13 protein-coding genes are annotated in these 26,938 nt (G+C 43.2%); 9 read left to right on the top strand and 4 right to left on the bottom strand.

The genetic code is table 11. The features are described from left to right. Window positions 1-8 precede the first annotated feature (8 nt). From HMPREF9009_RS00790 to HMPREF9009_RS00760, 7 genes are read left to right on the top strand one after another with little or no spacing between them, the layout of a single operon-like run. Entirely contained in the window at window positions 9-3,227 is a 3,219-nt protein-coding gene (locus HMPREF9009_RS00790) for a SusC/RagA family TonB-linked outer membrane protein (protein WP_083444179.1), read from the top strand. A gap of 12 nt (window positions 3,228-3,239) precedes the next feature. Then, window positions 3,240-5,003, top strand: a complete 1,764-nt coding sequence (locus HMPREF9009_RS00785; protein WP_049702192.1) for a RagB/SusD family nutrient uptake outer membrane protein — start codon at window positions 3,240-3,242, stop codon at window positions 5,001-5,003. 41 nt (window positions 5,004-5,044) lie between these two features. Further along, window positions 5,045-7,846, top strand: a complete 2,802-nt coding sequence (locus HMPREF9009_RS00780) for a SusC/RagA family TonB-linked outer membrane protein (protein WP_053095296.1) — start codon at window positions 5,045-5,047, stop codon at window positions 7,844-7,846. Between the two features lie 12 nt (window positions 7,847-7,858). Continuing rightward, window positions 7,859-9,523, top strand: coding sequence for a RagB/SusD family nutrient uptake outer membrane protein (locus HMPREF9009_RS00775; RefSeq protein ID WP_049701199.1), 1,665 nt, complete (start codon window positions 7,859-7,861; stop codon window positions 9,521-9,523). 22 nt (window positions 9,524-9,545) lie between these two features. Next, on the top strand, window positions 9,546-12,104 hold the full coding sequence (locus HMPREF9009_RS00770) for a DUF4962 domain-containing protein (protein WP_049701198.1): 2,559 nt from the start codon (window positions 9,546-9,548) through the stop codon (window positions 12,102-12,104). 36 nt (window positions 12,105-12,140) lie between these two features. Beyond that, a complete protein-coding gene (locus HMPREF9009_RS00765) occupies window positions 12,141-13,790 on the top strand; it encodes a DUF6562 domain-containing protein (protein ID WP_049701197.1) in 1,650 nt (549 codons plus the stop codon). Window positions 13,791-13,819: 29 nt separating this feature from the next. Then, window positions 13,820-15,538, top strand: coding sequence for a DUF6562 domain-containing protein (locus HMPREF9009_RS00760; protein ID WP_049701196.1), 1,719 nt, complete (start codon window positions 13,820-13,822; stop codon window positions 15,536-15,538). Window positions 15,539-15,610: 72 nt separating this feature from the next. Here HMPREF9009_RS00760 and HMPREF9009_RS00755 read toward each other — a convergent pair whose 3' ends face one another. After that, window positions 15,611-19,642, bottom strand: coding sequence for a hybrid sensor histidine kinase/response regulator transcription factor (locus HMPREF9009_RS00755; protein WP_049701195.1), 4,032 nt, complete (start codon window positions 19,640-19,642; stop codon window positions 15,611-15,613). Window positions 19,643-19,918: 276 nt separating this feature from the next. Further along, window positions 19,919-21,616, bottom strand: coding sequence for a Na/Pi cotransporter family protein (locus HMPREF9009_RS00750; RefSeq protein ID WP_049701194.1), 1,698 nt, complete (start codon window positions 21,614-21,616; stop codon window positions 19,919-19,921). A gap of 82 nt (window positions 21,617-21,698) precedes the next feature. Here HMPREF9009_RS00750 and HMPREF9009_RS00745 point away from each other — a divergent pair, with 82 nt between their 5' ends. Together HMPREF9009_RS00745 and HMPREF9009_RS00740 are read left to right on the top strand one after the other, a co-directional pair. Continuing rightward, entirely contained in the window at window positions 21,699-23,372 is a 1,674-nt protein-coding gene (locus tag HMPREF9009_RS00745; protein ID WP_008016291.1) for a nucleoside kinase, read from the top strand. A 220-nt stretch (window positions 23,373-23,592) separates the two neighbouring features. Beyond that, window positions 23,593-23,994 (top strand): hypothetical protein, encoded by a 402-nt coding sequence (locus HMPREF9009_RS00740; RefSeq protein ID WP_008026182.1) that lies wholly within the window; start codon window positions 23,593-23,595, stop codon window positions 23,992-23,994. 4 nt (window positions 23,995-23,998) lie between these two features. Here HMPREF9009_RS00740 and HMPREF9009_RS00735 read toward each other — a convergent pair whose 3' ends face one another. Both HMPREF9009_RS00735 and HMPREF9009_RS00730 read right to left on the bottom strand, forming a co-directional pair. After that, window positions 23,999-25,309: an acetylxylan esterase gene (locus HMPREF9009_RS00735; protein ID WP_049702190.1), complete on the bottom strand. Its 1,311-nt coding sequence runs from the start codon at window positions 25,307-25,309 to the stop codon at window positions 23,999-24,001. 241 nt (window positions 25,310-25,550) lie between these two features. Continuing rightward, window positions 25,551-26,924, bottom strand: coding sequence for an aminopeptidase P family protein (locus HMPREF9009_RS00730; protein ID WP_049701193.1), 1,374 nt, complete (start codon window positions 26,922-26,924; stop codon window positions 25,551-25,553). Window positions 26,925-26,938: the final 14 nt, after the last annotated feature.

Here is a 26,938-nt window from a genome sequence, read left to right as displayed (position 1 = left end):
GTTTGATTATGAAAATCAGAACAATGAATTATGGTACTTGCAGGACATTACTATTCGCGGGACTTTGTTTATCCAATGTATGTTTAAGTGCAGCGGAAGACATGAACCCGGATAGGAACTCCAATGCAGTGGAACGGTCCAACATTGTGTCTCAAGCGAGATTCAAAGTTTCGGGCGTGGTAAAGGACTCTAAAGGTGAGCCGATTATTGGTGCGACGGTTACTGTGAAAAATGCCGCAGGCGGAGTTTTAACCGATATAGACGGGCGTTTTGAAATTGAACTTTCTGACAAGAATGCAGTGCTTGTTATTTCTTATCTGGGATTTAACTCGGCAGAAGTGAAAGTGGCGGGACGTAAATCTGTGAATGTTGAAATGCAGGAAGATGTCCAAACTCTGTCGGAAGTTGTGGTTGTAGGTTATGGTAGCCAGAAGAAAGAAACTCTGACGGGAGCTATTTCGGGTATTAAAGGAGACGCTTTGCTGAAATCACCGAATGCGAGTATATCCAACTCATTGGCAGGTTCTATTCCTGGCATTTCTTCCGTTCAGACAAGCGGCGAACCGGGAGCCGATGATGCGAAGATTTTTGTTCGTGGTGTCGGTTCTCTCACGGAAGCCGGTGCTACACCTCTTATATTAGTAGATGGTGTGGAGCGCAGTTTCTTTCAAATGGACCCGAACGAAATCGAATCTATATCTGTATTGAAAGATGCTTCGGCAACAGCCGTATTCGGTGTGCGGGGTGCCAATGGCGTTATCTTGGTGACAACCAAACGCGGTACGGAAGGTAAGGCGAAGGTGTCCGTCACTTCTTCAGTGGGTGTGCAGACACCGACACGCATTGTAGATGTTGCAGATAGTTATACACATGCGGTGATGAAAAATATGCTCGACCGCAACAATGGTGTTTCTGAGGAAGAGCTGATATTTCAACCCTATGATTTGGAACGGTTTCGCTTGGGGGATGAACCGATTATGTATCCGAATGTCAACTGGTATGATTATCTGACCAAGAAGCTTTCCATACAGACGCAGCATAATTTGAATATTTCCGGCGGAACGAAAGATGTGAAGTATTTCGTGTCATTAGGTTTCCTTTATCAGGATGGTTTCTTCAAGAATTTCAAAGAATTGGATTACAATAGTAACTATCAGTATTCTCGCTATAACTATCGTGCCAATCTGGATATGAACCTGACCAAATCGACGGTTCTAAAACTGAATATCGGCGGAATTGTCGGGGTTAAGAACGCGCCCAAGAATCATGAAGATTTCTGGTGGAATCTGATGGCAACCTCTGCGCCGTTTTCTTCGCCCGGCTTGGTGGACGGGAAGAAGGTGGTGACTGATCCTGCCCGCTTCCCCGGCTTGATGAACGGGTATGAAATGTTTCAGAATTTCTACGGCACCGGTTATTCAAGGCAGGTAAGCAACACCATGAACTTTGATATGGTGTTGACACAGAATCTGGATTTTGTGACAAAAGGATTGACGTTAGAAGCCAAGGGGTCTTACAATACTACTTATTCTTACACGAAAGATGTAACTACTCAAACAGTAAGCTATATTCCTTTTTATTATTCATCGGTGAAAGACCCGGGACTGGAAATTGGTGATCCCAATTTTAATAAGGAAATTGTCTACAAAACGAGTGGCAGGGACGGAGAACTTCTTTATAAGCAAGGGAATAACAACCGTTCAAGAGACTGGTATTTTGAGACTAGCTTGCGTTATCAACGGAAGTTCGGGAACCACAATGTAGGAGCTCTTGCACTTTATAATCAAAGCAAAAAGTATTATCCCGAGCAATATGAGGCAATTCCTACCGCGTATGTCGGTCTGGTCGGTCGTCTGACGTACGATTATAGTTCGCGTTACCTGGCTGAGTTTAATATCGGTTATAACGGCTCCGAGAATTTTGCACCGGACAAGCGTTTCGGTACCTTCCCGGCAGGTTCTATCGGATACGTTCTCACGGAAGAACCTTTCTGGAAAAAGAATAACTATCTGACCTATATGAAACTGCGTGCTTCTGTCGGTTTGGTAGGTAATGACAATATGAGGAATAATCGTTTCTTGTATTTGCCCGATGCTTATGTGGTGGATAAACTGGATAAGGATAATGCTTATAAAGATTATTTGGACGGTTACAATTTCGGCCTTTATAATACGGTGGTTGCGAATGGAGCGGAAGAAAAACGTCTGGCAAATAAATTTGTGACGTGGGAGACTGCTCTGAAACAAAACTATGGAGTCGATATGAATTTCTTCAGTGACAAACTGCGCCTGACTTTCGATTATTTTATAGAAAAACGTAAGGATATTCTTATCACCCGCTCTACTATTCCTATTTATACTTCGTTGAGTGCTTCTCTTTTGCCGGTGGTCAATATGGGTAAGGTAGATAATAAAGGATATGAAATCAGCTTGAAATGGAACGACCGGGTGAAAGACTTTAGCTATTGGTTGGATGCCAACATGTCTTATGCCAAGAATAAGATTATCTATCAGGATGAGGTGGAGCCTAACGAACCTTATATGTGGCGTACCGGACAGTCGGTTGGCTCTATTTTCGGTTATGTGACGGAACGCTTCTATACGGAAGATGATTTTGATTCGAACGGAAAACTACTGCCGGAATTACCGCAACCGGGAGAAACTGTGCGTCCGGGAGACTTGAAATACAAGGACTTGAATGGAGACCATGTGATTAATGCGGATGATGTCTGCAAAATCGGTAATTCCAAACGTCCGCTTTATACATTCGGTTTTAATTATGGCATCGAATATAAAGGTTTCTTTGCGTCCATGAACTGGACTGCAGCCAAGGAGGCTAATGTGGAACTGGCATATTCGTTCCAGACCCCGTTTGACAAACGCCAAGTGCTTTATCAATTTATAGCAGACGGTACCTGGACACCGGAAACGGCAAACACTGCCAAATATCCGCGTTTGTCGTCCAACAACAGTAATAAGCAAACATCGACTACCTGGGTGCAGGACGCCTCATATATCAAACTGAAGAATGCGACTATCGGCTATAACATCACGAACAAGAAGATCTTAAATGCTATCGGCGCTTCTTTGATTTCGATCAAACTGACCGGATATAACCTGTTGACATTTGACAAACTGGATTTCATGGATCCGGAAGGAGAACCGAACCGGGCACAGTCTTATCCGATTATGAAGATTTATAATTTAGGAATCAATGTAACCTTTTAATTGAATATCAAGATGAACAAAAGTATAAGAGCCCTCTTATGGGTATTATTGGTCGGGATGACAACCGGATGTGAAGATTTCAAGCTTGGTAATGCTTTTCTGGAAAAATCACCGGGTGATGACGTCGATATCAATATCGTCTTTTCGAATAAAAAGTATGCCGACCAGGCTTTAAATCAAGCGTATAGGTCATTGCCGGATTATTTGCCTATGGAATCCCGCGGCTATCGTGGTAACTGGGGTAATACGGATGGTGTGACAGATATTTGTTATAACCGCGAAAGTGCTTATGTATCAGGTAGCCTTAAGGCATCTTACGAAATCGGTTTTCCCTATTATCCCAATAGTACTACGCAGAATATTGGTAATCCGCTGTATGGTATCCGGAAAGCGTATGTTTACTTGGAAAATGTAGACCGTGTGCCGGATATGACCGGAGATGAAAAGAAACAGCGCAAAGCAGAAATGAAGGTCATTATCGCTTACCACTATTCACAGATGCTGAGGCATTATGGGGGAGTGCCATGGATAGACCATGCCTACAATCCTGACGACTCTTTCCTGTTCCCTCGTCTGACTCTGGAAGAGACGGTCGGTAAGATTGTCGCTTTACTGGATGAGGCTGCTGCTGATTTGCCATGGTATGCAAGCGATGCTGAGTACGGACATCTGACGGCTGCCGCCGCCAAAGCATTGAAACTGCGTGTATGTCTTTTTGTAGCAAGTCCTTTGTTTAATAATGATGCGCCTTATATGGACGGGGAAGCGGCTGCTCAAAAATTAACATGGTTTGGAGATTACCGCCAGGAACGTTGGAGAAATGCTTTAGACGCAGGTCTTGAATTCCTGAGACTTAATAAACAAAATGGTAACTACCATGAGGTTGTGAAAACTGGTAACGACCCCCGGCAAAATTATGTTGATGGCTATTGGAAACGTGGTAGCAGAGAGATTATTATGGCGTCTCATCGCTATCCTATATATGATATGAGCATGAAATCTTTAGACCGCGGACATAACGACTGGTATATATCCACACGTTCGAGTTATGCGGATATGTTTGAGTGGAAAGACGGAACTCCGTTCGACTGGGACAATCCGAATCATAAAGCTCACCCTTTCTTTGATGAGAACATGAAGCCTACCCGTGACCCCCGCCTGTATGAAACGTTGATAATCAATCAGGATAAATTCCAGAAACTGAATGGTGGGGCGCAATGTTATCAAGGCGGACTGCAAAGCAGGGAAAACTCAAAATATAATAAATCATCCATATACGGTTACAGTATCCGTAAGTTTGTGAGGGATAAGGGAGAGGAAGTGAAGAACCAGCCTTACCAATGCCCGTTGGTTCGTATGCCGGAAGTCTATTTGAGTATTGCGGAAGCAATGAACCAGTTGGGGATTGCCAAGCAGAAAGATGAATTCGGACGGGACGCTTACGATTATATTAATTTAGTCCGCAACCGTGTCGGGATGCCCGATGTCCGTGAGGTGGAAGGACAAGAACTGGTAGATATCCTGTTGCACGAACGTGTGGTTGAATTTGGTGCGGAAGAGATGCGCTACTTCGATTTGATTCGTTGGAAACGTGCCGATTTACTTTCCACTCCGTTGGAGATGTTGACTATCAAAAAGAATGGAGATGGTAGTTTTACTTATGAAAGGTCGACAACTGATGCAAAATATGATTGGAAAGACCATTGGTATCTGATTGCATTCTCACAGGATGAGATAAACAAGAAGTATGGATTAATTCAAAATCCCGGATGGTAATGGGGAGATAGGTTAACTCTTAAACATAGAAGATAAGAAAAATGAATAATAAATTATTATATATTGTCGGTATGGCATTTTTGCTGTCTACCACAGCGAATGGGCAGCAACATGCAGCAGATAGTCTTGGGAACAACGGACTTGATGCGGAGATGATAGACTTGGGATATATCAAGAAAAACCGGGCGAATCTGACACAGGCGGTTTCTACCGTTTCTTCCGAAGTCTTTGAGAACAAGGCTGCTACGATTTTGCAGAATTCTTTATACGGATTGTTCCCGGGGCTGTATGCGAAACAAAACGTTGGCTGGCATGCTGAAGCGACACTGAACGTACGCGGACGGGGTGGTTTAGGCGACGGAACCCCTTTGATTATTGTCGACGGTTTCCCTCGTTCGTTGAACACGATTACACTGGAAGAGGTGGAAACGATGTCTGTGTTGAAAGATGGTGCGGCGACGGCGTTGTATGGTGCACGTGGTGCCAACGGAGTCATTTTGCTCACAACGAAAAGAGGTGCTTACAACTCTTTTGATGTCGATATTAATTATAAGCATGGTTTTACTTTGCCCGTCAACAAGCCGGAGATGGCGGATGCCTATACTTATGCCCGTGCAATGAACGAGGCGTTGTATTATGACGGACTGACCCCCATGTATTCCGAGAGTGACTTGAATGCGTTCAAAAAACAAACCTCTCCGGATATTTTCCCGAATGTGAACTGGGTGGACGAAGGAACACGGAGCATGGGCGAAAACAATCAGTTGAACCTGCTGGTGCGTGGCGGGGGAAGCAAGTTGCGCTATATGGGACTTTTTGATTATAAAAACGATTTTGGCTTGCTGAATGAGAAGTATACTGAGTACACCGACCGTTATAAGTCGCAGATTCGTAACTATGATATGCGTCTGCGAATGAATATCGACGTAGATCTCACTTCCTGTACACAAATGCAGTTTGGCATTGTAGGGGTGTTGAATGAGTCGAAACGCCCGGACGAAACAATCAGTACTATTTTTGAGAATCTGTACAAGGTGCCGTCGGCAGCGTTTCCAATCAAGACTTCCAATGGTTTATGGGGAAGCAACTTGCTTCATAATATGAATCCGTTGGCTGTAATAGCCGATCAGGGATATTATCAGACTAACTGGAGAAAACTGGAAGCGAATATGCGAATCACACAGGATTTGTCCATGCTTTTGAAAGGTTTGAAGGCGGAAGCTGCCATCGCTTATGACAATACGGCTACTTTTTGGCAGGAAGGTTCCAAAACCTACTCGTATGAAGTAATTTCATATTCGGACGAGACGGGTAAAGTGGGAACTGTCTATAATGATAATCCTCAATATGTAGTGAACATAGGCAGTGGCTCTAATAAAGTATTGGAACAAACTATCCGTAGTAATTGGGAAGTGAAATTGGGATATGACCGTGCATGGAATAATCACCAGTTAAGCGTTGCCGCTCTTTATCGTCAGGAGATGGAAGAGTCGTTGGGAGTTAATTCCTCATGGTACCGCCATTCTCTGATGGGAATTGCAAGTTATAATTTCCGGAACAAGTATATGGTAGATGTGGTAGCCAATCGTTATGGCACCAGCGTCCTGCTGAAGGGAGACAAGTTCCGCTTTTATCCGGCAGTGTCGGCCGCCTGGGTGTTGTCCAATGAAGATTTTCTGAAAGACCGGTCGTTTATAGACTTGCTGAAGCTGCGTCTCTCCTATGGACGTTCGGCTATCGACAATCTTGCTTACGGTTTGGGCAAACATTATTGGAGTAGCTTGCGCAAGTATTACTTCGGTGATAGTAACACTGAAGTATCCGGCTATTTGGAACGGAAAATACCCATGCGTTCACTGGAGCTGGAAACAGCGGATAAATACAATATCGGGCTGGATGTGCAGTTGTTCAAGAAACTGAGTTTCACTGCTGATATGTACTATGACAAGCGTTCTAATATTTTAGTTTCGAACAAAAAAGTATCAGGAATGATTGGTATCGACGTTCCGCAGCAAAATGTGGGTAAAGTGGAAAGCAAGGGACTGGAACTGAGCCTTGGCTGGAATGATAAAATCCGTGATTTCCGTTACTATGTCAATGGTAATGTTTCTTTCATGGACAGCAAAGTGCTGGAAAACGGTGAAGGTTATCAGCCTTATGACTATCTGTATGCGAAAGGGCACAAGGTAGGACAGGCATTCGGTCTTGAAGCTGTCGGCTACTTCCGCGATGAGGAGGATATTCGTAAGAGTCCTGTTCAGACGTTTTCTACGGTACGTCCGGGTGACTTGAAATATAAAGACCAGAACAACGATGGTCGGATCGACGCTTATGACGAAGTGGCGATTGGTAAGTCGACTACAGTGCCCGAAATGGTGTACGGCTTGAATCTGGGATTTGAATACAAGGGATTCGGAGTAGACGCAACTTTCCAGGGAGTCGGCGGTATCAGCACGATGCTGACTACTCCGCATGTCTATCGTCCGCTTCGTAACAATAACAATATTTCCACTTGGTATCTGAAAGACAGAATCCGCTGGACGGAGAGTACAAAGGACATTGCCAATCTTCCCCGCCTGTCTACATTGGACAATGCGAACAATTATCGCAACAGTACCCAATGGCTGGAAAACGGTTCGTTCTTTAAATTGCGTAACCTGAATGTCTATTATAATTTCCCACAGAAATGGTCAGAAAAGCTGCACATGGACAAACTTCAGGTCTATGTGCGTGCACAGGATTTATTCTCTTTAGACCATATTGATTATCTGAATTGTGAGAACCTTTCATTGGGTTATTTCGATACGATGAGCATTTCTTTGGGATTGAATATAAACTTTTAAAAAGAAAGTACGATGAAAATAAAAACATATATAGCGATAATGTGTGCTTCTCTTTTAGTGGCAGGATGTAGTCTGGATTTTGACGAAACCAATGGCGATACGAAAGAGACGGCTTATTCCTACTATGATAATCTGGAAAAACTAGTAGCTTACGTTTACGGCTTTCTGCCGACAGATTTGGATCGCAACAATGGTGCGATGATGGAGTCGGCTACGGACAATTCTATCTATAGCTGGGAGCAGAATACGATTTACGATATCGGTAATAATGTATGGAGTCCCATTAAGACGATTGATACCGGCTGGGATTATTTTGACGCTATCCGAAGCGCTAACTCTTTCCTGGAGAATTTCGATATCGAGGTACTGAATAAGTTTGAGTATAATGATGACTATGAAGAGATAATGGCCAAAGCTACCTTATTTCCTTATGAGGTGCGTTTCCTGCGGGCTTTCTACATCTTTGAGCTTGCCAAGCGTTATGGGAACATTCCGTTGCTGCTCCGGACTTATGAACCGGAAGAAATCAATTTTGTGGAACCTTCTTCTTTTGATGCGGTGGTTGACTTTATCGTTACGGAGTGCGACCAGATTATTGCGGATAATGGATTGCCGGTGGATCATAGAGATTACCGGGGTGATACCGGTCGTGCGACGAAGGGAGCCGTACTTGCTTTGAAGTCCAGAGCGTTGCTTTATGCAGCCAGTCGGCTTCATAACCCAAGCGGCGATCCTGCAAAATGGGAAAAGGCAGCGAAAGCCGCGGCGGCTGTGATTGCAATGAATAAATATAGCTTGCCTAAAGTAGGCAGTGACCCGTTGTATATGGGTGATAACAATCTGTTCAATTCGCCCCAGTTGATTTTCGAACGTCGCGACGGAGCACGTACAAGCACTTTTGAGGCACGCAATGAACCGATGGGATATGAAGGCTCGAAGGGAGGAAATACACCGACACAAAACTTGGTGGATGCTTTTGAAATGAAAAACGGTACTCCGTTTGATTGGGATAATGCAGAGCATGTACGTAATATGTACGTGGATGAACTGGGCAACCCGACTCGTGACCCACGCCTTTACCTGAATGTGCTGTATAATGGTGCTACGTGGCTGAAGCAAAGGGTAGAAACAAATGTCGGTGGTCTGCATACCGGTATGGAAGGTGCAACAAAAACGGGTTACTATCTGCGTAAGCACATGAATGCACAAGTCAGCCTGAATCCGGTGAGTCCGCTCGGTAAGGAACATCATTTCCCTTTGTTCCGCTATGCTGAAATTCTGCTGAATTATGCCGAAGCGATGTACCATTGGGTAGGAGAGGACACGAAACCAACCGACTATCCTTATTCGGCTCGTGAAGCTTTGAACCTGGTTCGGGATTGCGCGGATATGAAACATGTGGAGGAAACCGGTAATGCTTTCTTGGAGAAATTGCGCAACGAACGACGCATTGAGCTGGCTTTCGAAGACCATCGTTTTTGGGATATCCGCCGTTGGAAGACGGGTGAAGTCGTAAAGAATATCTATGGCGTCAGAATAACAGGAACCGATACAAACTTTACGTATTCAAAAGTATTGGTGAGACAGAATCAGTGGGATGATAAGATGTATCTGTTCCCTTTCCCACAAGAGGAATTGTATATGAATGAGAATTTGGTACAGAATCCCGATTGGTAACAACAAGTATAATTAAGAAAATATGGATACAAAAATCTTTTCAAGAATAATGTTTGCCTTGTTGTTCTTTATGGCAACAGGGTGTAGCGACGATCAGGAAATCTTTTTCGAGGATTATGCCCAAGAAGAGGCGCCGGAAGTGGTGCATCCCGACCAACGGGATAAACCCTATCCGCGTGAGGAACATGAACTTTATATTAATCCGGCACCTCTGTTGGTGCCGCGGGCCGCAAGAAAAGAGAATGAATTTTTAGAGTTCGAACTGTCGCAAGATGCCTCTTTTCCCGAACAGGGCACCTACCGTTCGGGAAAGCTGAACTGGAATGTATTTAACATCCATCAAGAGATGGCGGTAGGGCAGTGGCACTGGCGCTTCCGTACAGTGGCTCAGGATGGAAGGACTGCGGGTTGGAGTAAGGTATACTCCTTTACGGTGACCGGTAAGGAACCGGTGTTCGTTACTCCGGACTTTTCGGTGCTCCGGCAAAACATTCCTGTGGGATATCCCCGTATTCACTGTCACTTGGCTGCTGGTATCGAGACTGCGAAAGCGAAGATAAAAGAACATGTGGAATATAGCGACATGATTTCCAGAGCCGATAGGGCTTGTACCGAACAAGGTATTGATGCCGCTAAAGGTTTGTATCTTCAGAGCGCTACATTGAGTGAATACATATTCGACTATCTTTATACGGCGTATTTGCTGACTGGTGACACAAAGTATTATGATAAGATGCTGGACTATGTGCGCAGAATGTTGGGTGAAACGTTGGCTGATGACACTTGGCGCACTAATGACTTCGCCGCTGCTGAAATCGTAACTATTCTGAGTACCGTCTATGATGCATGTCAGAATGACCTGACTGCCGATGAAATGGCAAAAATTGAGACGGAGATAATGAAAATCGCCACTTATTATTACAATCATTTCAGAGGACGTATGGAGAACTGGTTCTTTGACGAACACACTTGGCAGGCTACATTGCGTGGAATGGTGCAGGGAACGTTTGTGCTTTGCCAGAAGAATCCGGAAGCAATGACTATTTTGCAATACTTCTATGAACTCTGGACTTCACGTGCGCCATCCAACGGTTTCAATCGTGACGGTTCCTGGTTCAACGGCGCGGGATACTTCCAAACCAATCAGTATACCTTATATTATATGACTATGCTGTTGTCTCATCTCACAGGAGCGGACTTCTTGCAACATCCTTGGTTCCAGAATGCGGGAAGAGCGCTGGTTTATTCCTGGTTGCCGGACAGTCAGAATACTTCTTTCGGTGATTTCAACAGAGAGGACAGACCGGCCCGTTCCAGAATCGGTTTTGCCGATTTCCTGGCTCGTGAACTTAACGACCCCAATGCTATCTGGTATGTGCAGGAATGTCAACGGTCGAGTATCGCGTCGGAGAGTATGCACAATTTATATCGCAATTATGACTTGCGCCTGTATCGTATCTCTCAGGGAGATGCCCCTTATAATGTTGGTGGTCATGAAGATCCGGGATTGGAGAACTTTGTATGGTATAAGGATAGTGGTGAAGGAGTGGCTTTCTCGGATATGAACGAACGCAGCAGCAATATGTCTCTTGCTTTCCGTTCCAGTCCTTATGGTTCGGGCAATCATACGCACTCGGATCAGAACAGCTTCCGACTTCTTTATAAAGGAGAATACGTATATATGAATGCCGGTTATTATCAGGTTTATAATGATGCTCATGCCATTCTGCAATATCGCAATACCCGCGGGCACAACACGGTGATGGTGAACGGTGTCGGTCAGCCTTTCACCACAAGAGCTTATGGCAATATTGAGCGTGCGCTGAACGGAGATAATCTGGCTTATTTTATGGGAGATGCTTCGCAGGCATATTGCGGAACGACGGAAAATACGTATTGGATAAACAGTTTTGCCGGAGCGGGTCTGTCGCAGACACAGCAGTATGGTTTCGGCGATAATCCGCTGAACAACTATAAACGTCAGATTTTTATGCTTCGTCCCAATAAGGTGGTTATCTATGATGATTTAGGTGCTACCGAACCTGCCACCTGGCAGTGGTTGCTGCATAGTCCGGTGGAATTCCACGTAGCGGGAAACAAAGTGACTACGGTGAATGAGACGGTAGGATTTACTTCCGTAGCGCAGATATTCAGCGACGAGACACCTAAGATTACGACTACCAACAAGTGGTTCCCGGGCGGTGAACCGGCAAAAGCGGCTGACAAACAGTGGCATCTGACGGCGGAATTCGGCCCGGTGGCACAAAACAAGATTCTTACCATTATCCAGGTGAGTGAAAACGGCAACGTGGAAAATATTTGGCGGGTAGACGATACATTTACAGTGGGCGACTGGACAATCGAAGCTGAATTGAGTGCGGATAAACCCGCAGCCATTTCTATTGCGAATACGGTGACGGGCACGGTATTCGACAATAGCGACCGCTCTCCGGTGTTAGGCGGTGCGCCTTACCAGCGTATGCAGGAGAAATCTTCCGTGCTTTATGATAAAGTGCGTGGTACGGCACAGACGCAGGAAATAGGAGACAAGCCACTGCAAGTGACCCGTGCGTTGAGATAAGGTAAACTTTTTGTTTAATAGAAATTTCAGAAAGAAATGAAGAAAATAGTTTATATATTAGTAGCTTTGTTTATGACGCTTTTCGTTGCGTGTACGCAAGAGGAAAGTGTGGAAACCTTGAACGGGGACAGTCGGGTGAACTTTTCCTTGAAGTTACCGTCATCGGTAGCTTCCACGCGTGCGGCAATTACGGTTCCCGCGTCTTATAAGATGCGTTGTATCCTGGAAGTGTGGACTGCTGATGATGAACCGATGCTGAAACATCGTGAGGAACAAGCGATTGAGGGTGGTGCTACCCCCTCAATCGACTTCAAGTTGCAAGCCGGCGATTATACTTGTCTGATTTGGACAGACTTTATAACTGCTGATGCTGCGGAAGAGCAGATTACTACGGAAGACGGATTGATTTATACACGTTATGCCGATACTTTTTATAATACGGAGAACCTGAAATCGGTAACAATTAAAGATGTCAACGGCGCCAATCTGTTTGATACAGATGCATGCGACGCTTTCTTTGCCCGGATAGACTTGGAGAAAAAGTCGGAAGCTGTCGCACAGACTGTGACGTTGACCCGTCCCTTGGCAAAGTTGGTATTTAAGGAAGATGATGCGGAACAATTCTCTTTATTAACTAAATTAAGAGCTTCGTATCAGGTACCCTCAGGCTTTAATGTGGCGACTGGTGAACCGTTGAGTTCTATGCAGTCATTGAACTTTATAAAGAAGGATATTGATAAGGATAATGCCGGACGGGTGTTGTTTTCCAACTACGTGTTCATTCCTTCTGACGCAAAGTTGGAAATGGAAACCATTTCGTTCCAGTTTTCATTAGGTAGTACTGTTCTGAACCGTGAAATTCCTGCAGGTGCTGTTGCGTTGACGCGGAACCAGCAACTCAATGTGAAAGGAGAATTGATAGGTGACGGAACTTTTGTTCCCGAAGAGCCGGAACCGTCAGAGCTTCCACAAGTTGGTGATTTCTTCTATGCAGACGGTAGCTGGTCTTCTTCTTATAAGGCAAGCGGAAGCAATCCTTGTATCGGAGTGGTATTTGCCGTGGCAAATGATGGCGGTGTAGCTTCTGCGGACACTCCGGAGAATTATCCCGGGGCTGGTTTGAAAGAGATTAAAGGTTGGGTTGTGGCTGCTTATGACCTTAGAGATGATAATACCAAGAATAATCTGAAACCTAGAAAAGAAGGTGTGGTGATTCCTGAAGAATTGAAAGGAGATATGGATGATATTCAGGGGTTCTTGAAAACAGAACTGCTTAAGCAACAGACCTTGTCTGATTATCCTATCGCAGAAATGATTGTAAACTATCAAAATGATGAGAAGACGAAAGCGCCTGCTACTACCAGCGGTTGGTATTGGGGAGCTGTCAAACAATATGAGATGCTCGCAAAAGTGTATGCGACAGTATCTAAAGAGGGTCAGATGACAGAATCTTTGCCAGTTCGTGAGTCGTTGTTGCTTTTGGAAAATGCCGGAATAGGGGAACTTTTTCCTGTAGGTGGCAACGAAAGACGTCATTGGTATAGCACCGCTACTGACAAGAGAGGTAAAGGGCTTTGGGCAGGTTTTGTCTGTTTTGGTGTAGAAACGAAAGATTATGGAGGCATCGAAGACGACTGGTGGCCAGTAACAAATAGTGGCAATGCCCGTGCTATTCTGACATTCTAAATATAGTATTTAATTAAATCGATGAATATATGAAAAATATTTTCTTTAATATATTTCTTTTTTGCAGTCTGGGACTATTAACAGCTTGTAGCGAAGATGACGATAAAATTTCTACTGGCATTGACGCGAATGAAGTCCGCTTGTCTGCTTTGTTTCCGGAAAAGATGTCTGAGACACGTGTGGATGCAAGCTCACATAAATTGCGTTGTATTCTTGAAATCTATCGTAAGGAGAACAACCAGTTGGCTTATCGTGAAGAGATAGCGACAACCCCGGATGCATTGGCGGGAAAGCTTTCTTTCGCTTTTGAAATGGAAGCGGGAACGTACAACTGTTTGATTTGGGCAGATTATATTGACGCAAATGCCTCTCAGCTAGATGCGGGCGGCAACGCTAAAACTACCCGTTATGCGGATAAATATTTTGATACGTCCGATTTGACTGCCGTGAGCATGAAGAATCCTTTGGAGCTTGTTAATAACGACGCTTGTGATGCTTTCTTCTATAGCGGTGAGATGCAAAAGAACGATGGCGAAGGACTTGCTATGGAGATTTCCCTGGCACGCCCATTCTCAAAAATCAGTATCCGCGAGGAAAACCAGCGTGAATTTAATTTGCTGAAAGAACTGAAAACAATCTTCCCCGTAGCTACTACTTTCAATGTAGCTACCGGAATGGTGGCAGGTACTCCGGTGCAACAGGAACATCATGTGACGGATTTCAAACCGGAAGTAATGGCAGAACGTACATTACTGTCATTTTATACATTCGCTAACAGTGAAACACAGAAACTGGGTAGTGTGAGCTTGACTTTCACTACCGGTATAGAAGCAATACCGGAACAGACTGTGAACATTCCTGATAATCTTATCCCTATAGTACGTAACCGTCACGTGAAAGTGAGCGCAGCTATGATGCAGGAAACTCCCGAACCGGAAATTGACTTTAATATTACTTATGATATTGATGTAGCCGATTGGGATGTTGCGGATATGACTGTGATTGCGCAGCAGGGTAAAGTGAAAGTGGGTGATTTCTTCTATAAGGATGGTACAACTTCGTCCAATTATGTGGCAGATGCTGATAACCCGTGTATCGGTGTGGTATTTGCAGTGGCGCATAGCAACGGTGCGGCGGCTTTGGACTCTCCGGAGAACTATCCCGGGACAGCCTTGGCTGATTTAGAGACGATTAATGGTTGGGTGGTAGCGGCTTATGATTTCAGAGACGGAACTAATGACGCTAATCTGAAACCTAGAAAATCGGCAGATGTGGTTATTCCCGAAGGATTGAAAGGAGATATGAATGATATTCAAGGTTTTCTGAAAACAGAATTGTTAAAACAACAAACCTTGTCTGATTATCCTATTGCGGAAATTATCGTAAACTATCAGAAAGATGAGATAACGAAAGCGCCTGCCAATACAAGCGGTTGGTATTGGGGAGCTGTCAAGCAATATGATGCGCTTGCAAAAGCATACGCCACAGCAAGTGGCGGGCAGTTGACGGAATCTTTGGTTGTTCGGAATTCATTGCAAGTTCTGGCAAATGCCGGGGTGGGCGAACTGTTTCCTGTGGGTGGTAATGAAAGACGTCATTGGTATAGCACCGCTACTGACAAGAAAAGTAAGGGGCGTTGGGCAGGTTTTGTCTGTTTCGGTGTAGAAACGAACGACTATGGAGGCATCGAAGACGACTGGTGGCCAGTGACAAATAGTGGCAATGCCCGTGCTATCCTGACATTCTAATTTAAAAGAAAAGTTCCTTCAATATGAGGGAACTTTTCTTTTTGATACATTCAGTCTTTAGAATGACTGATTTCAGGAATTACTTTTTTCCTGATGCTTTTTGATATACTCGGTAGGAAGCATTCCCATATGTTTCTTAAAACTATTGGTGAAATAGGAAGGCGAGCTAAAACCTATTTTATTACTGATTTCAGCAACGGTATAGCGTCCTTCAAGCAGCATCTGGCATCCCTTGTTGAAGCGGATACGACGGATAAAGTTTGCCGGTGCTTCTCCGGATATGGCATTCATCTTGATATACAGGTTGGAACGGCTCATAAATAATTTGTTTGCCAAATCTTCTGTCGAGAACTTTTCATCACTGATGTTGTCTTCAATAATTTGTATTACTTTGCTCAGGAATTCATTATCCATAGCATTAGAAGTCATTTTAGCCGTATCTATATTGATTGTACTTGAGTAATATTGCCGGAAACGTTCTTTGGCTTTCAGTATATTATTGATTTTTCCCTTGAGTAAAGAGGTGGAGAACGGCTTTCCGATATAATCGTCTGCACCGATATCAATGCCGGAGGTTTGGTCTTCGAGAGAACTCTTGGCAGATAGAAGAATCACCGGAATGTGAGAGGTCTGTATGTTACGTTTGACTAGCTTACACAGTTGCAACCCGTCCATTTCGGGCATCATCACGTCCGAAAGTACAATATCAACCGGCTGTGTTTTCATTATGTCGAGGGCTATTTTGCCATTGGTAGCTGTTATAACCTGATATTTGGATTGCAGGATACCCTTCAAATAGTCCAACATTTCGATGTTGTCATCCACTAGTAGAATGACAGGTTTGTTCGTATCCTCATCCATGCCGTTCTCTTGATTGTCTTCTGCCGGGATGTAAGATAGGGGTTCGTCGATATAAAGACTGGAGTCGGAACTTTTGACGGGCTGTTTTGCCAGTTCCTCGGCCGTATATGTATTTACATCTTTGGGAAGTATAACGCTGAATATGGTATATAGTCGTTCTTTACTATCCACGGAAATACTGCCGTGATGTTTGTCCACCAGGCATTTCACCAAGGAAAGCCCGATGCCGGTTCCCTTGTCATTCTCATTAACCTGATAAAAGCGTTCGAAAACATGGCTCAGCTTTTCCTGGGGAATACCTTTACCGCTGTCTTTTACGTTAAATCCGAAGGTATCCTCTTTCTCCCAGAGTTCCAGTTCTATTTTTCCTTTGTCCGGTGTGAATTTGAAGGCGTTGGATAGCAGGTTGATTAAGATAGTTTCGATATACTTCTTGTCAATCGGCAATTGTGTGCTGGTGATTCCTGAATGAAACAGATAATCTATGTTCCGGGTTTCTGCCTGATTATAGAACAGCATGAATATCTGCCGGAACCACTCTTCGATATTACACGCTTCTACCTGAATGGGCAGAGCGCCGGACTCCGCTTTTCTGAAGTTTAAGAGCTGGTCGATGATATGTAATAGCCTGCGGCTGTTTTGATACACATATTGCAAGTCGCGTTGCAGCTTTTTATCCAACATTCTGCTTAGTTTCATCATATCTTCCAATGGAGCGATAATCAGACTTAACGGAGTACGCAGTTCGTGCGACATGTTCATATAGAAGCGCACCTTTTCAGTATTGATTTCCTGTAGCTTGTTGTGTTCCAGTGTCTCAACCTGTAGTTGCATCTTCATTCTGGTTCTTGCGATAAAGAAATACATAATCCAGCCGATGATACCTAAGCCGCACAGGATAAAGATACACTTGGCAATCCACGTCTGATACCACATCGGAGTGATGTGTATAAAGAATTCAGTCGGCATCTCGCACCATTTGCCGTCGTTGTTACACGCTTTCAATAGGAAGGTATAATGTCCCGGCGGAAGGTTGGAATAGCTGACATTACGTTCTTCGGTAGAATTCCACTCCTTGTCGAAGCCTTTGAGCTGGTAAGCGAACACATTGCGCTGGTTGCTGAGATAGTTTGAAACGGTAAACCGGATATTAAACTGTCGCTGGTTGAAGGGGAAATCTATGCCCAGCAGCCGGCCGTATTCACCCCGGTGTACTTGGGATATGCCGTTCTGGAGATGGGTGACCGATTGGTTCATAAGGGATATTCCTACAATATCAGGTTGGGGCATGAACGGGTTCTCCATAAACTTGAACGGGCTGAAATAAGTGATGCCGTTCAGGCTTCCGAAATAGAAAGTACCGTCGGAATCTTTGCAGTAACCATATACGTTAAATTCGTTGTGGCTCAAGCCGTCTTCCTGCCGGTAATTGTGAAATTGTTCTCTGTCAATGTCGAAGCAGGACAACCCTTTGTTGGTACTCAACCACAGACGCCTTGAACTATCTTCCAAAAGCCCGTATATGCAATTGTTGATGAGGCCGTTTTTAACAGTATAATGTTTGTGCAGTTTTATATCCGGTCCGTATTGGTATAGGCCATTGGCAGAAGTGACCCATATATTTTTCTGACTATCTTCGTGGATGCAATAAGCTATGATATGAGCTGAAAAGTCGGAAGACAAATTATCTGTCAGATGTTGTACCTTGGGAGTTCCGGTGTATAAGAACAGTCCTTTTTCGGTGGCAATCCAGACTTTGCCGGAGGAATCACGGTATAGAGCTCTTATTAATATTCCGGATAATTCCGGGTTGCTTTCAGCCAATGGATGTTTTCTGAATTCTTTGGTTGTTTTGTTGAAGAGTAGCAAACCGACCATTGAACCTACATAAAAGTTTTCGCCGTCATCCAGTAGGGAGTAGCAGCTGTTGTCCTCAGCTTCCATTTGCGGAATTGAGAAATTCTCTATTTTTCCTGTTTTTGTTTGGATATAGCTTAATCCGCCGGAGTGTGTACCTACATAGATATTACCGGATTTATCTAATGAAATGGCTTTAATGTTGTTGGAACGTAATCCATTCCCTTGCTTTGTGGCTCTATAATAAGAAAAAGTCTGTTTTTGACGGTCGTAATAGTTTACACCGCCATCATTTGTTCCGATCCAAAGATTCTTGGTCGATGGTTCTTCCACAATACAGCTGACGACTTTGTCATTCAGGGAGTTGAAATAAGGAGAGTATTCTAACGTTTTAAATGTCGGGGCAAACGGGTGGTAATAATTGATTCCATCATAGTAGGTTCCTACCCATATTCCTCCCTGATTGTCTATAAAGAGAGAACGGATAGAACTATGAGACAAGCGTTTTTCAAATATTTCGTGCTCCGGGTCAAAACTGAACAATGCTTCGGTGGTACCAATCCATATTTGTCCGTCTGTATACTGTTTCAGTACCCGCACTGTATTGGCGGGAGAGAATGTATCACTTTTGTCTATCTGATATTTTTTCAATATCTGCCATTTATTGTTGAAACGATAGATTCCTTTCTTTTGGGTACCTACCCAGTAGTCTTTGGTCTTAGTGTTATAGATAATACTGGCAATTGGCGTATCGAGTAGTTCAGGGAGTATTTTTTTTGTTTTCTTCGTATGGATTGAATATAGATATGCACCTTGAGAAGTACCCAATAATAGTTCGTCTTTTATTCTGCAAATAGTGTTGATGGTGAGATGCTTAAGTGTTGGGGTGATATGCAATTCCTTACTTTCTTTCTGAAAGGAGATAAGTCCGATGTTTGTTGCGAGAAATAGGATACCTTTATCGGAGGCATCCTCTATTGCCAATACCTGAAAAGGAGTATCAGGCAAGAGATAATTGGTGAAATTGTCCGTTTCCGGGTTGTAACGTGATAAACCGACCAGCGTACCGAACCACGACACGCCATCCGAATCGGTGCAAAGTGATATAATCTGGTTATTTGCAATAGAAAGACTGTCGTTGGAAGCGTGATAGTAGGTGGTGAACGTATAGCCGTCATAACGGTTCAGACCATCTGTCGTACCAATCCATACTTTGTTATTTGCGTCCTGCATCATTCCCCATACGGTGTTTTGAGACAATCCTTCATTTACGGAGAGTTTCCTGAAATTTATGTAATCAGTGGATGCAGCCCTGGTATTAAAACTAAAGAATAATATGAATGATAAGCAAATAATTTTGTGACCAGTAAATAATAGTGTTTTCATTTTATATCCATTTGAGGTTATTAAAAATGATAGATTAAAGACAGTTTTCTGAAATGATTCTTATCATGAGCAAATTTAATAAGAATTTATCAAATAGCTTTCTTGTTATTACCCATATCTATTTTGATTTTCTCTATTTTTATGTTGTTTGTGTCTAATATCCTTGTATAGCTACTCTATATCAGGTGTCAGAAGGGTGATTGGGAAAATAAAAAAGGAGAATCAGTTATACTATGATAGACTGATTCTCCTTTTCTATGATTCAATTAAGCGCTCTCAAGAAGTTTTTTTCTCTTTCACATCGCTGCTGGCTTCCACTACATTCACTATATAGTCGCCTAGCTTTTCACATTCGGCAATAATATCCATGTAATAAACCCCCATCTGATAATCATATTCTTTGTTGTTTACGTCCAGAATATTCTGATTCTTCAGTTGGTTACGGTAGTTATTAATTTCATTTTCGATGTTAAAGGACTTGTTGATATCGATGCTCTGATGTTCCGGTTTTTCTACTACCACAATCATTTGAGCAAGTGCATCATTAGTCAGCTTCATCATGAAATGAATATGCTCATATTGTTTCTCGGTAAAATCTTGGTTGGTCTGACGTTTCCGGTTGATGGTACGTGCCAGGTTATAACAACTGTCACCGATACTTTCAATTTCCGTCACTTCACGCAACATGGCACGTATCTGTAGTTTACTTTCAGAACTTAACCGACCTTCAGATACTTGATTCAGGTAGTTGGCTATTTCAAGTTCCATGTTGTCGCTGATATTCTCATACTTCTCGATCCGGCTGAACAGCTTGTTGAAATCGTCATCCTTTTCTGTGTGTAGCAAATCCTGCACCATGCCGAACATCCGGTGTGTACGTTCTGCAAAAAGATGGATTTCTTTGCGTGCCTGAAGGATAGAAAGTTCAGCGGTAGAAAGCATACCACCGGTGATAAACCGCAAACGGGGCTCTTCGTCTTCTTCTTTGGGGTGGATAAGAGCACATACGGTACGTTCAATCAGTTTAACCGCCCATATCAGAATACATACATTACAGATATTGAAGATTGAGTGGAAAGCAGATAACTTGTAGGAGATGGCAACTTCCGGATTGTTACTTTGGAAAAAGGTATCTACTACCCAGTTTACCAGTTCCATGAAAGGATGGAAGACAATCAAGACCCAGATAACGCCGAACACGTTAAAAACAAAATGAGCCAATGCTGCCCGCTTAGCCTGTGTATTGGCTGTAAGTGCGGCAAGATTGGCCGTGATAGTGGTTCCGATGTTTTCTCCCAAAACAAGTGCTGCTCCCAGTTCCAGACTGATCCATCCGTTGGCGCACATAATCAATGTAATTGCCATGGTGGCGGCGGAGGCCTGTACAATCATCGTCAATATAGTACCGATGAGTAAGAACAGAATGATGGAGAAGAATCCCATGTCCGTGTAGTTCTGTACGAAGGCAAGCATTTCCGGGTTGGCGTTCAGGTCGGGCGCGTTTGCTTTCAGATAAGAAAGCCCCATGAAAAGGAAAGAAAAACCGAAAATGAATTCACCGATGGACTTGCGGTTGCTTTTGCCGGAGAAGATGAGCGGGAGGGCGATGGCTAAGAGCGGAAGAGCGAAGGCAGCCATATCAACCTTAAATCCGAAAATTGAAATGATCCAGGCAGTCACGGTAGTACCGATATTAGCACCCATAATAACGCTGATGGATTCGGCAAGTGTGAGCAATCCGGCGTTTACGAAACTTACGACCATCACTGTCGTTGCTGAAGAAGACTGGATAAGAGCTGTTATCAACACTCCTGTTAAAACTCCCGTTACCCGATTGGTAGTCATTGCCGTTAGAATACTTCGCAATCTGTCACCCGCGACCTTTTGTAAGCCCTCGCTCATAATCTTCATTCCGTAAAGGAAGAGTCCTAATGAGCCTATGAGCTTTAAAAAATCATAAAAAGAATATTCCATCTATAATATTTTTAATGGTTATTTGTTCTCTATCTGATTATAAGTATATTAGTCCCAAATTATTCACCTTTTAACGAACTCGATGAAACAGATGTTACAAATATGTTGCAAAAATAACAATATTTCCAAAGAATTCCCTATCGGAAGCTCACTTTTGGATATTTATTACGGTTTTAATCTTAATTTTCCTTATCAAGTAGTAAGTGCCAAGGTCAATAATCGCTCCGAGGGACTGAACTTCAGAGTTTATAATAATAAGGATGTAGAGTTTTTGGATGTGAGAGATCAGTCCGGTATGCGTACGTATGTCCGTTCGCTTTGTTTTGTCTTGTTTAAGGCTGTCACGGAACTGTTTCCCGACGGAAAATTGTTTGTAGAACATCCTGTTTCAAAAGGCTATTTCTGCAATTTACGGATTGGCCGTCCCATCGAACTGGAAGATGTGACACGCATCAAGCAACGGATGCAGGAGATTATCGCGGAGAATATTTCCTATCATCGCATCGAATGTCATACGGCTGAAGCTGTGCGTGTTTTCAGCGAACGGGGAATGAATGATAAAGTGAGATTACTGGAAACTTCCGGTTCGCTCTATACCTATTATTATACATTGGGTGATACCATTGATTATTATTATGGGAATCTGCTACCCAGTACCGGATATCTTAAATTATTCGATATCGTGAAATATTACGATGGATTGCTCCTTCGGATTCCGAGCCGGGAAAACCCGAATGTGCTTGAAGATGTGGTGAAGCAGGAAAAAATGCTGGATGTCTTTAAAGAATATCTGAACTGGAGTTATATCATGGGGCTTAACAATGCCGGAGATTTTAACCTGGCCTGTGAAGAGGGGCATGCAACCGATCTGATAAATGTTGCAGAAGCACTGCAGGAGAAGAAAATAGCCCAGATAGCCGATACCATATTCCATCGTGGTGAAAACGGTAACCGGGTAAAACTGGTATTGATTGCCGGACCATCCTCTTCGGGAAAGACAACTTTCAGCAAACGGCTTTCTATACAGCTAATGACCAATGGACTGAAACCATTCCCGATCTCTTTAGATAATTACTTTGTGGATCGTGAAGAGACTCCTCTGGATGAAAACGGAAATTATGATTATGAATCACTGTATGCACTTGATTTGGAACTGTTCAACCAACAGTTGCAGGCACTCCTGCGCGGTGAAGAGGTCGAACTGCCTCGTTTTAATTTCTCCCTTGGCAAGAAGGAGTATAAAGGTGATAAACTGAAAATAGAAGATAATACAATTCTGATTCTGGAAGGTATTCATGCCCTGAACCCGGAACTGACGCCGCATATACCGGCTGAACGGAAATTCAAGATTTATGTTTCGGCATTGACCACCATCTCTTTGGATGACCATAACTGGATTCCGACAACTGACAACCGTCTGTTGCGTCGTATTATCCGTGACTTCAATTATCGGGGATATTCGGCACGTGAAACGATATCACGCTGGCCGAGTGTACGTGCCGGTGAAGATAAATGGATTTTTCCCTATCAGGAGAATGCCGACGTAATGTTTAATTCAGCGTTGCTTTTTGAGTTTGCAGTACTCCGTTTGCATGCCGAACCTATTCTGATGGGTGTCCCGCGCAACTGTCCTGAATATTGCGAAGCATACCGGTTACTTAAGTTTATCAAATATTTTGTTCCTGTACAGGATAAGGAGATTCCGCCTACGTCTTTACTGCGCGAATTTTTGGGAGGTAGTAGCTTTAAATATTAAGTAGAAAAATTAGGATATATTCGTTATTTGTACTTTCTTTGCAGAAAATATGAATTACCTTTTGTTGTAGTAAGGCAAGAGAACACAAAATAAACAATATTTGAATAGGATTCTTTAGGGGAGAATACTGTATAATGACTGTTATACTAAACTATAATATTGAACCTTTGGTTACTTTTGCTGTTATAAAAGGACTACATGCAACAAAAAAAATGTGAATATGATTTTTTATAATAGTCTTTTAGCAAAGTGGTTCTTGGGAAAAGGAAAGAAACACTATTTTATGTTAGGCTGGTTTTTCTTTACCCGGTATAAATATCTGGAAGTTTGGGAAGATATGGAGTTACGGATACATGCAAAGCAATATTGGGAATGCTTTTCTCTGACTCTGATACCAGCGTTGATTTTGTCATTACTGTTTTCATGGTGGTGTATGATACTACCATTCATAACTTATGACCTCCTTTATTGGTTTGAAAAGATCATCTACCACCATTCAATATTTAATTGGGAGGCGATAAAGCATAGCGGTGATACGCTTTATCTCCGAAAGAGAAAAGCGTATGCCTGGAAGAAAGGTTACGGGAAGAAAGAGTTGCCCGTATCCAGATGGAATGATTGATTCTTTATTTTAAATGCTTCTTTATCCAAAGCAGATGTCCATACTCCGTATCGTTAGAGGTCCAATGCTCATTAATAGGAGTAATTAGGGCTTCTTTCGGACAGTTTAGTACATTGTATACAATATAACTGGTGGTTGGAGGACAGGTGTCATCATTGAATCCCCATGTTATATAGGTGTCTGCTTTTATCAATTTAGCAAAGTTCACTACATCATAATAGGCCATTGTCTTTATTTTTTCGGGGGTATCCATATCTACCGAATTTCTAAAGAAATGAGGATATCCACCGGCACGTCCGGCTTTATAGCCTGCCATATCGCTTAATGCAGGATGATTGGCGACACAAACTGTCACCCGTTCATCCAGTCCGGCAGCGATTAATGCCAGGGCGCCTCCCTGACTACCTCCTTGTGCGATTACATTTTTGCCATCCCATTCCGGCAGGGAAGTTAGAAAGTCGATACCGCGTACACAGGCCAGATATACCCGTTTCATATAATAATTATCACGACTGTCGAGCCCATTGGTCAGATAGCCGTTTTCTCTGCCATTGAAAGCGTTGCTGATTTCTTTAAATTCTTCATCAGTCATTTCCGGATTCAGGCCGTGTATCTCGATTTCAAAACGGATGCATCCTTGCTCCGCATAATATTTATGGCGTAGAGGCTCTTTGATGGTTTTGATACCTGCTCCCGGAGGGCACAGGACAACCGGAAACTTTCCTTCTTTTTTCGGATAGAATAAATATCCGTAGACGCATTGCCCACGTTTGTTCAGTTGCAATTTTACGAGATAACAGTCTATTTTATCAGTGGAATATTTTTCGACATGTTCTTTGGTATATGTTAGGGGAAATTCCTTTTGTTCTGCTTTAGCCTTTTCCCAAAATTCCTTGAAATCGGAAGGCATGGTTGTATACGGACGAAGTTTTTCCGGTGAAAATCCTACTTTGATATGATGTGAATAGGTCTTTCCATCTACGGTTGCTTTCAGGCGACAGTCGCGGAATCCCGGCTCTTTCATTGTGCCCACAGGAATCACAGCCCTGCCATTCTTTAAAGTTACACTTCCTTTTGTGTCGGCAACAGGCATCATATCACCACCTATTTCATAAGTGACGGTTACGTTATCCCTGGGGATACCGTATTTATAAAATTGTACCTCTACAGTTGCTTTTTCTCCTGTTTTATAAAGCCAGTCGGCATGATTGGGTACGGTGACCCAAAGCACATCGCTTTTATAAGGATAGTTTTCAGCTACGGCGGATAGCAAGGTAAGTGACAATAGCCATACAGATAAAAGTAGTCTTTTCATGGTGTTATTCATTGGTTTTATATCATTAAAAAGTGAGTTGTTTTAATTCTGTTGCAATATTACGCAAGATTTGGGAAAAGGAGGGTAGAAAAAATGTGCTTTTAGATGGACTATTTGGTACTTTGACAAAAATAGCGGAAGTTTTTCACCCGGATGAAAAACTTCTGCTATTGATTTTGAATAGAAGAAAGGTTCTTCTTTTATTTTGATGAGGCTTTTATTTTTATTTTGATGAAGCTTTTTATCTTAACGCTTCCACCTCTTCCGGTGTCAAAGGAATCTTCTTACCTAATCGGCGGGCGCCGGTTTCTGTAATCAGATAATCTTCCTCATTGCGGATACCACCGAAGTCCTTATAAGTTTCCACTACATCATAATTGATGAAATCGGTAAATTTCTTTTCTCCTTTCCACATGTCGATCAGTTCCGGAATAAAATAAATACCCGGTTCTACCGTGTGTACAAATCCCGGTTCCAACGGAATGGCGAGACGTTGCGATTTGCGACCGAACTGTGTGCTCTTCGGCTGGCCGTTATATCCTACCCATATCTCTCCCAGATTTTCCATATCGTGTACATCCAATCCCATCATGTGTCCTAATCCGTGAGGATAAAATAACGCATGAGCACCTTCGCGGACTGCATCTTCCGCATTTCCTTTCATCAATCCGAGTGCCTTCATACCGTCTACCATGACACGGGCAGACAGTTCGTATACCTCCATATAAGGAATACCCGGACAGAGGGCTTTTACAGATTCCAGATGCATCGCATTCTGAATCTCGTATACTTCGCGCTGGCGGGCTGTAAACTTTTTGTCGGCAGGAATAGTAGACGACATATCGCCTGCATAGCCTGATTCTACTTCTGCGCCTGCATCAATTAGGAATAAATCACCCGGTTTTACTTTATTTCCATGATAGTGGTTGTGTAAAGTCTGTCCGTTGATAGTGGCAATGGTGGCAAAAGAAAGCTGGCAGTTGTTAGATTCGGCCACCCGGTTCATTTCCGCTACCACTTCGTATTCATACATGCCCGGACGGAGCACTTTCATGGCGGTGATGTGCATATCGGCAGTTACATCGCAAGCCTTCTCTATTTCTACAATTTCTTCGGCAGATTTGTAATTACGTTGGGCGATAACGGCACGGATGAATGGAACAGAACCTTCCTGACGTGTAGGGGGAATACCCAACCAATCCATCAGTTTCAATTTATGCTCGGGACGGTAAGGCGGCAGATAATGAACCGCTTTCCCTTTCTGGACGCACTTGTGGAGATAGCTTGTAATTTCTGCGGACGGCATCAGATTTTTTACGCCCACACGTTCGCATTTTTCGTGTAGTGTAGGTTGCGATCCCATCCATACGATTGCGTCGATAGACAGTTCATCTCCAAAAATGATTTCTTTGTCTTCATCAATATCGATAATAGCCGAAAGGCCGGCGCATGAAAGTCCGAAATAATAAAGGAAAGTAGAATCCTGACGATAACGGAAGGTGTTATCCTCGTAGTTCAGTCCGCACTCGTCATTTCCGAGAAATAACAATACCCCGGAGCCTAAATTCTTTTTTAGCAGGGCTCTTCGCTGCATATACGTTTCTTTGGCAAACATATTGTCCTAATTTT

The organism is Bacteroides sp. 3_1_13 (assembly GCF_001185845.1).
Lineage (GTDB): Bacteria > Bacteroidota > Bacteroidia > Bacteroidales > Bacteroidaceae > Bacteroides > Bacteroides xylanisolvens.
The sequence above is the reverse complement of the archived record's forward strand: the minus strand, read 5'-3'. Positions and strand labels throughout refer to the sequence as shown.

Excerpts from the sequence above, each read along its gene's own strand:
- HMPREF9009_RS00735 (WP_049702190.1), bottom strand. The coding sequence starts at position 25,309 with ATGAAAAGACTACTTTTATCTGTATGGCTATTGTCACTTACCTTGCTA.
- HMPREF9009_RS00730 (WP_049701193.1), bottom strand. The coding sequence starts at position 26,924 with ATGTTTGCCAAAGAAACGTATATGCAGCGAAGAGCCCTGCTAAAAAAG.
- HMPREF9009_RS00790 (WP_083444179.1), top strand. The coding sequence starts at position 9 with ATGAAAATCAGAACAATGAATTATGGTACTTGCAGGACATTACTATTC.
- HMPREF9009_RS00740 (WP_008026182.1), top strand. The coding sequence starts at position 23,593 with ATGATTTTTTATAATAGTCTTTTAGCAAAGTGGTTCTTGGGAAAAGGA.
- HMPREF9009_RS00745 (WP_008016291.1), top strand. The coding sequence starts at position 21,699 with ATGAAACAGATGTTACAAATATGTTGCAAAAATAACAATATTTCCAAA.
- HMPREF9009_RS00770 (WP_049701198.1), top strand. The coding sequence starts at position 9,546 with ATGGATACAAAAATCTTTTCAAGAATAATGTTTGCCTTGTTGTTCTTT.
- HMPREF9009_RS00750 (WP_049701194.1), bottom strand. The coding sequence starts at position 21,616 with ATGGAATATTCTTTTTATGATTTTTTAAAGCTCATAGGCTCATTAGGA.
- HMPREF9009_RS00755 (WP_049701195.1), bottom strand. The coding sequence starts at position 19,642 with ATGAAAACACTATTATTTACTGGTCACAAAATTATTTGCTTATCATTC.
- HMPREF9009_RS00780 (WP_053095296.1), top strand. The coding sequence starts at position 5,045 with ATGAATAATAAATTATTATATATTGTCGGTATGGCATTTTTGCTGTCT.
- HMPREF9009_RS00765 (WP_049701197.1), top strand. The coding sequence starts at position 12,141 with ATGAAGAAAATAGTTTATATATTAGTAGCTTTGTTTATGACGCTTTTC.
- HMPREF9009_RS00775 (WP_049701199.1), top strand. The coding sequence starts at position 7,859 with ATGAAAATAAAAACATATATAGCGATAATGTGTGCTTCTCTTTTAGTG.
- HMPREF9009_RS00785 (WP_049702192.1), top strand. The coding sequence starts at position 3,240 with ATGAACAAAAGTATAAGAGCCCTCTTATGGGTATTATTGGTCGGGATG.
- HMPREF9009_RS00760 (WP_049701196.1), top strand. The coding sequence starts at position 13,820 with ATGAAAAATATTTTCTTTAATATATTTCTTTTTTGCAGTCTGGGACTA.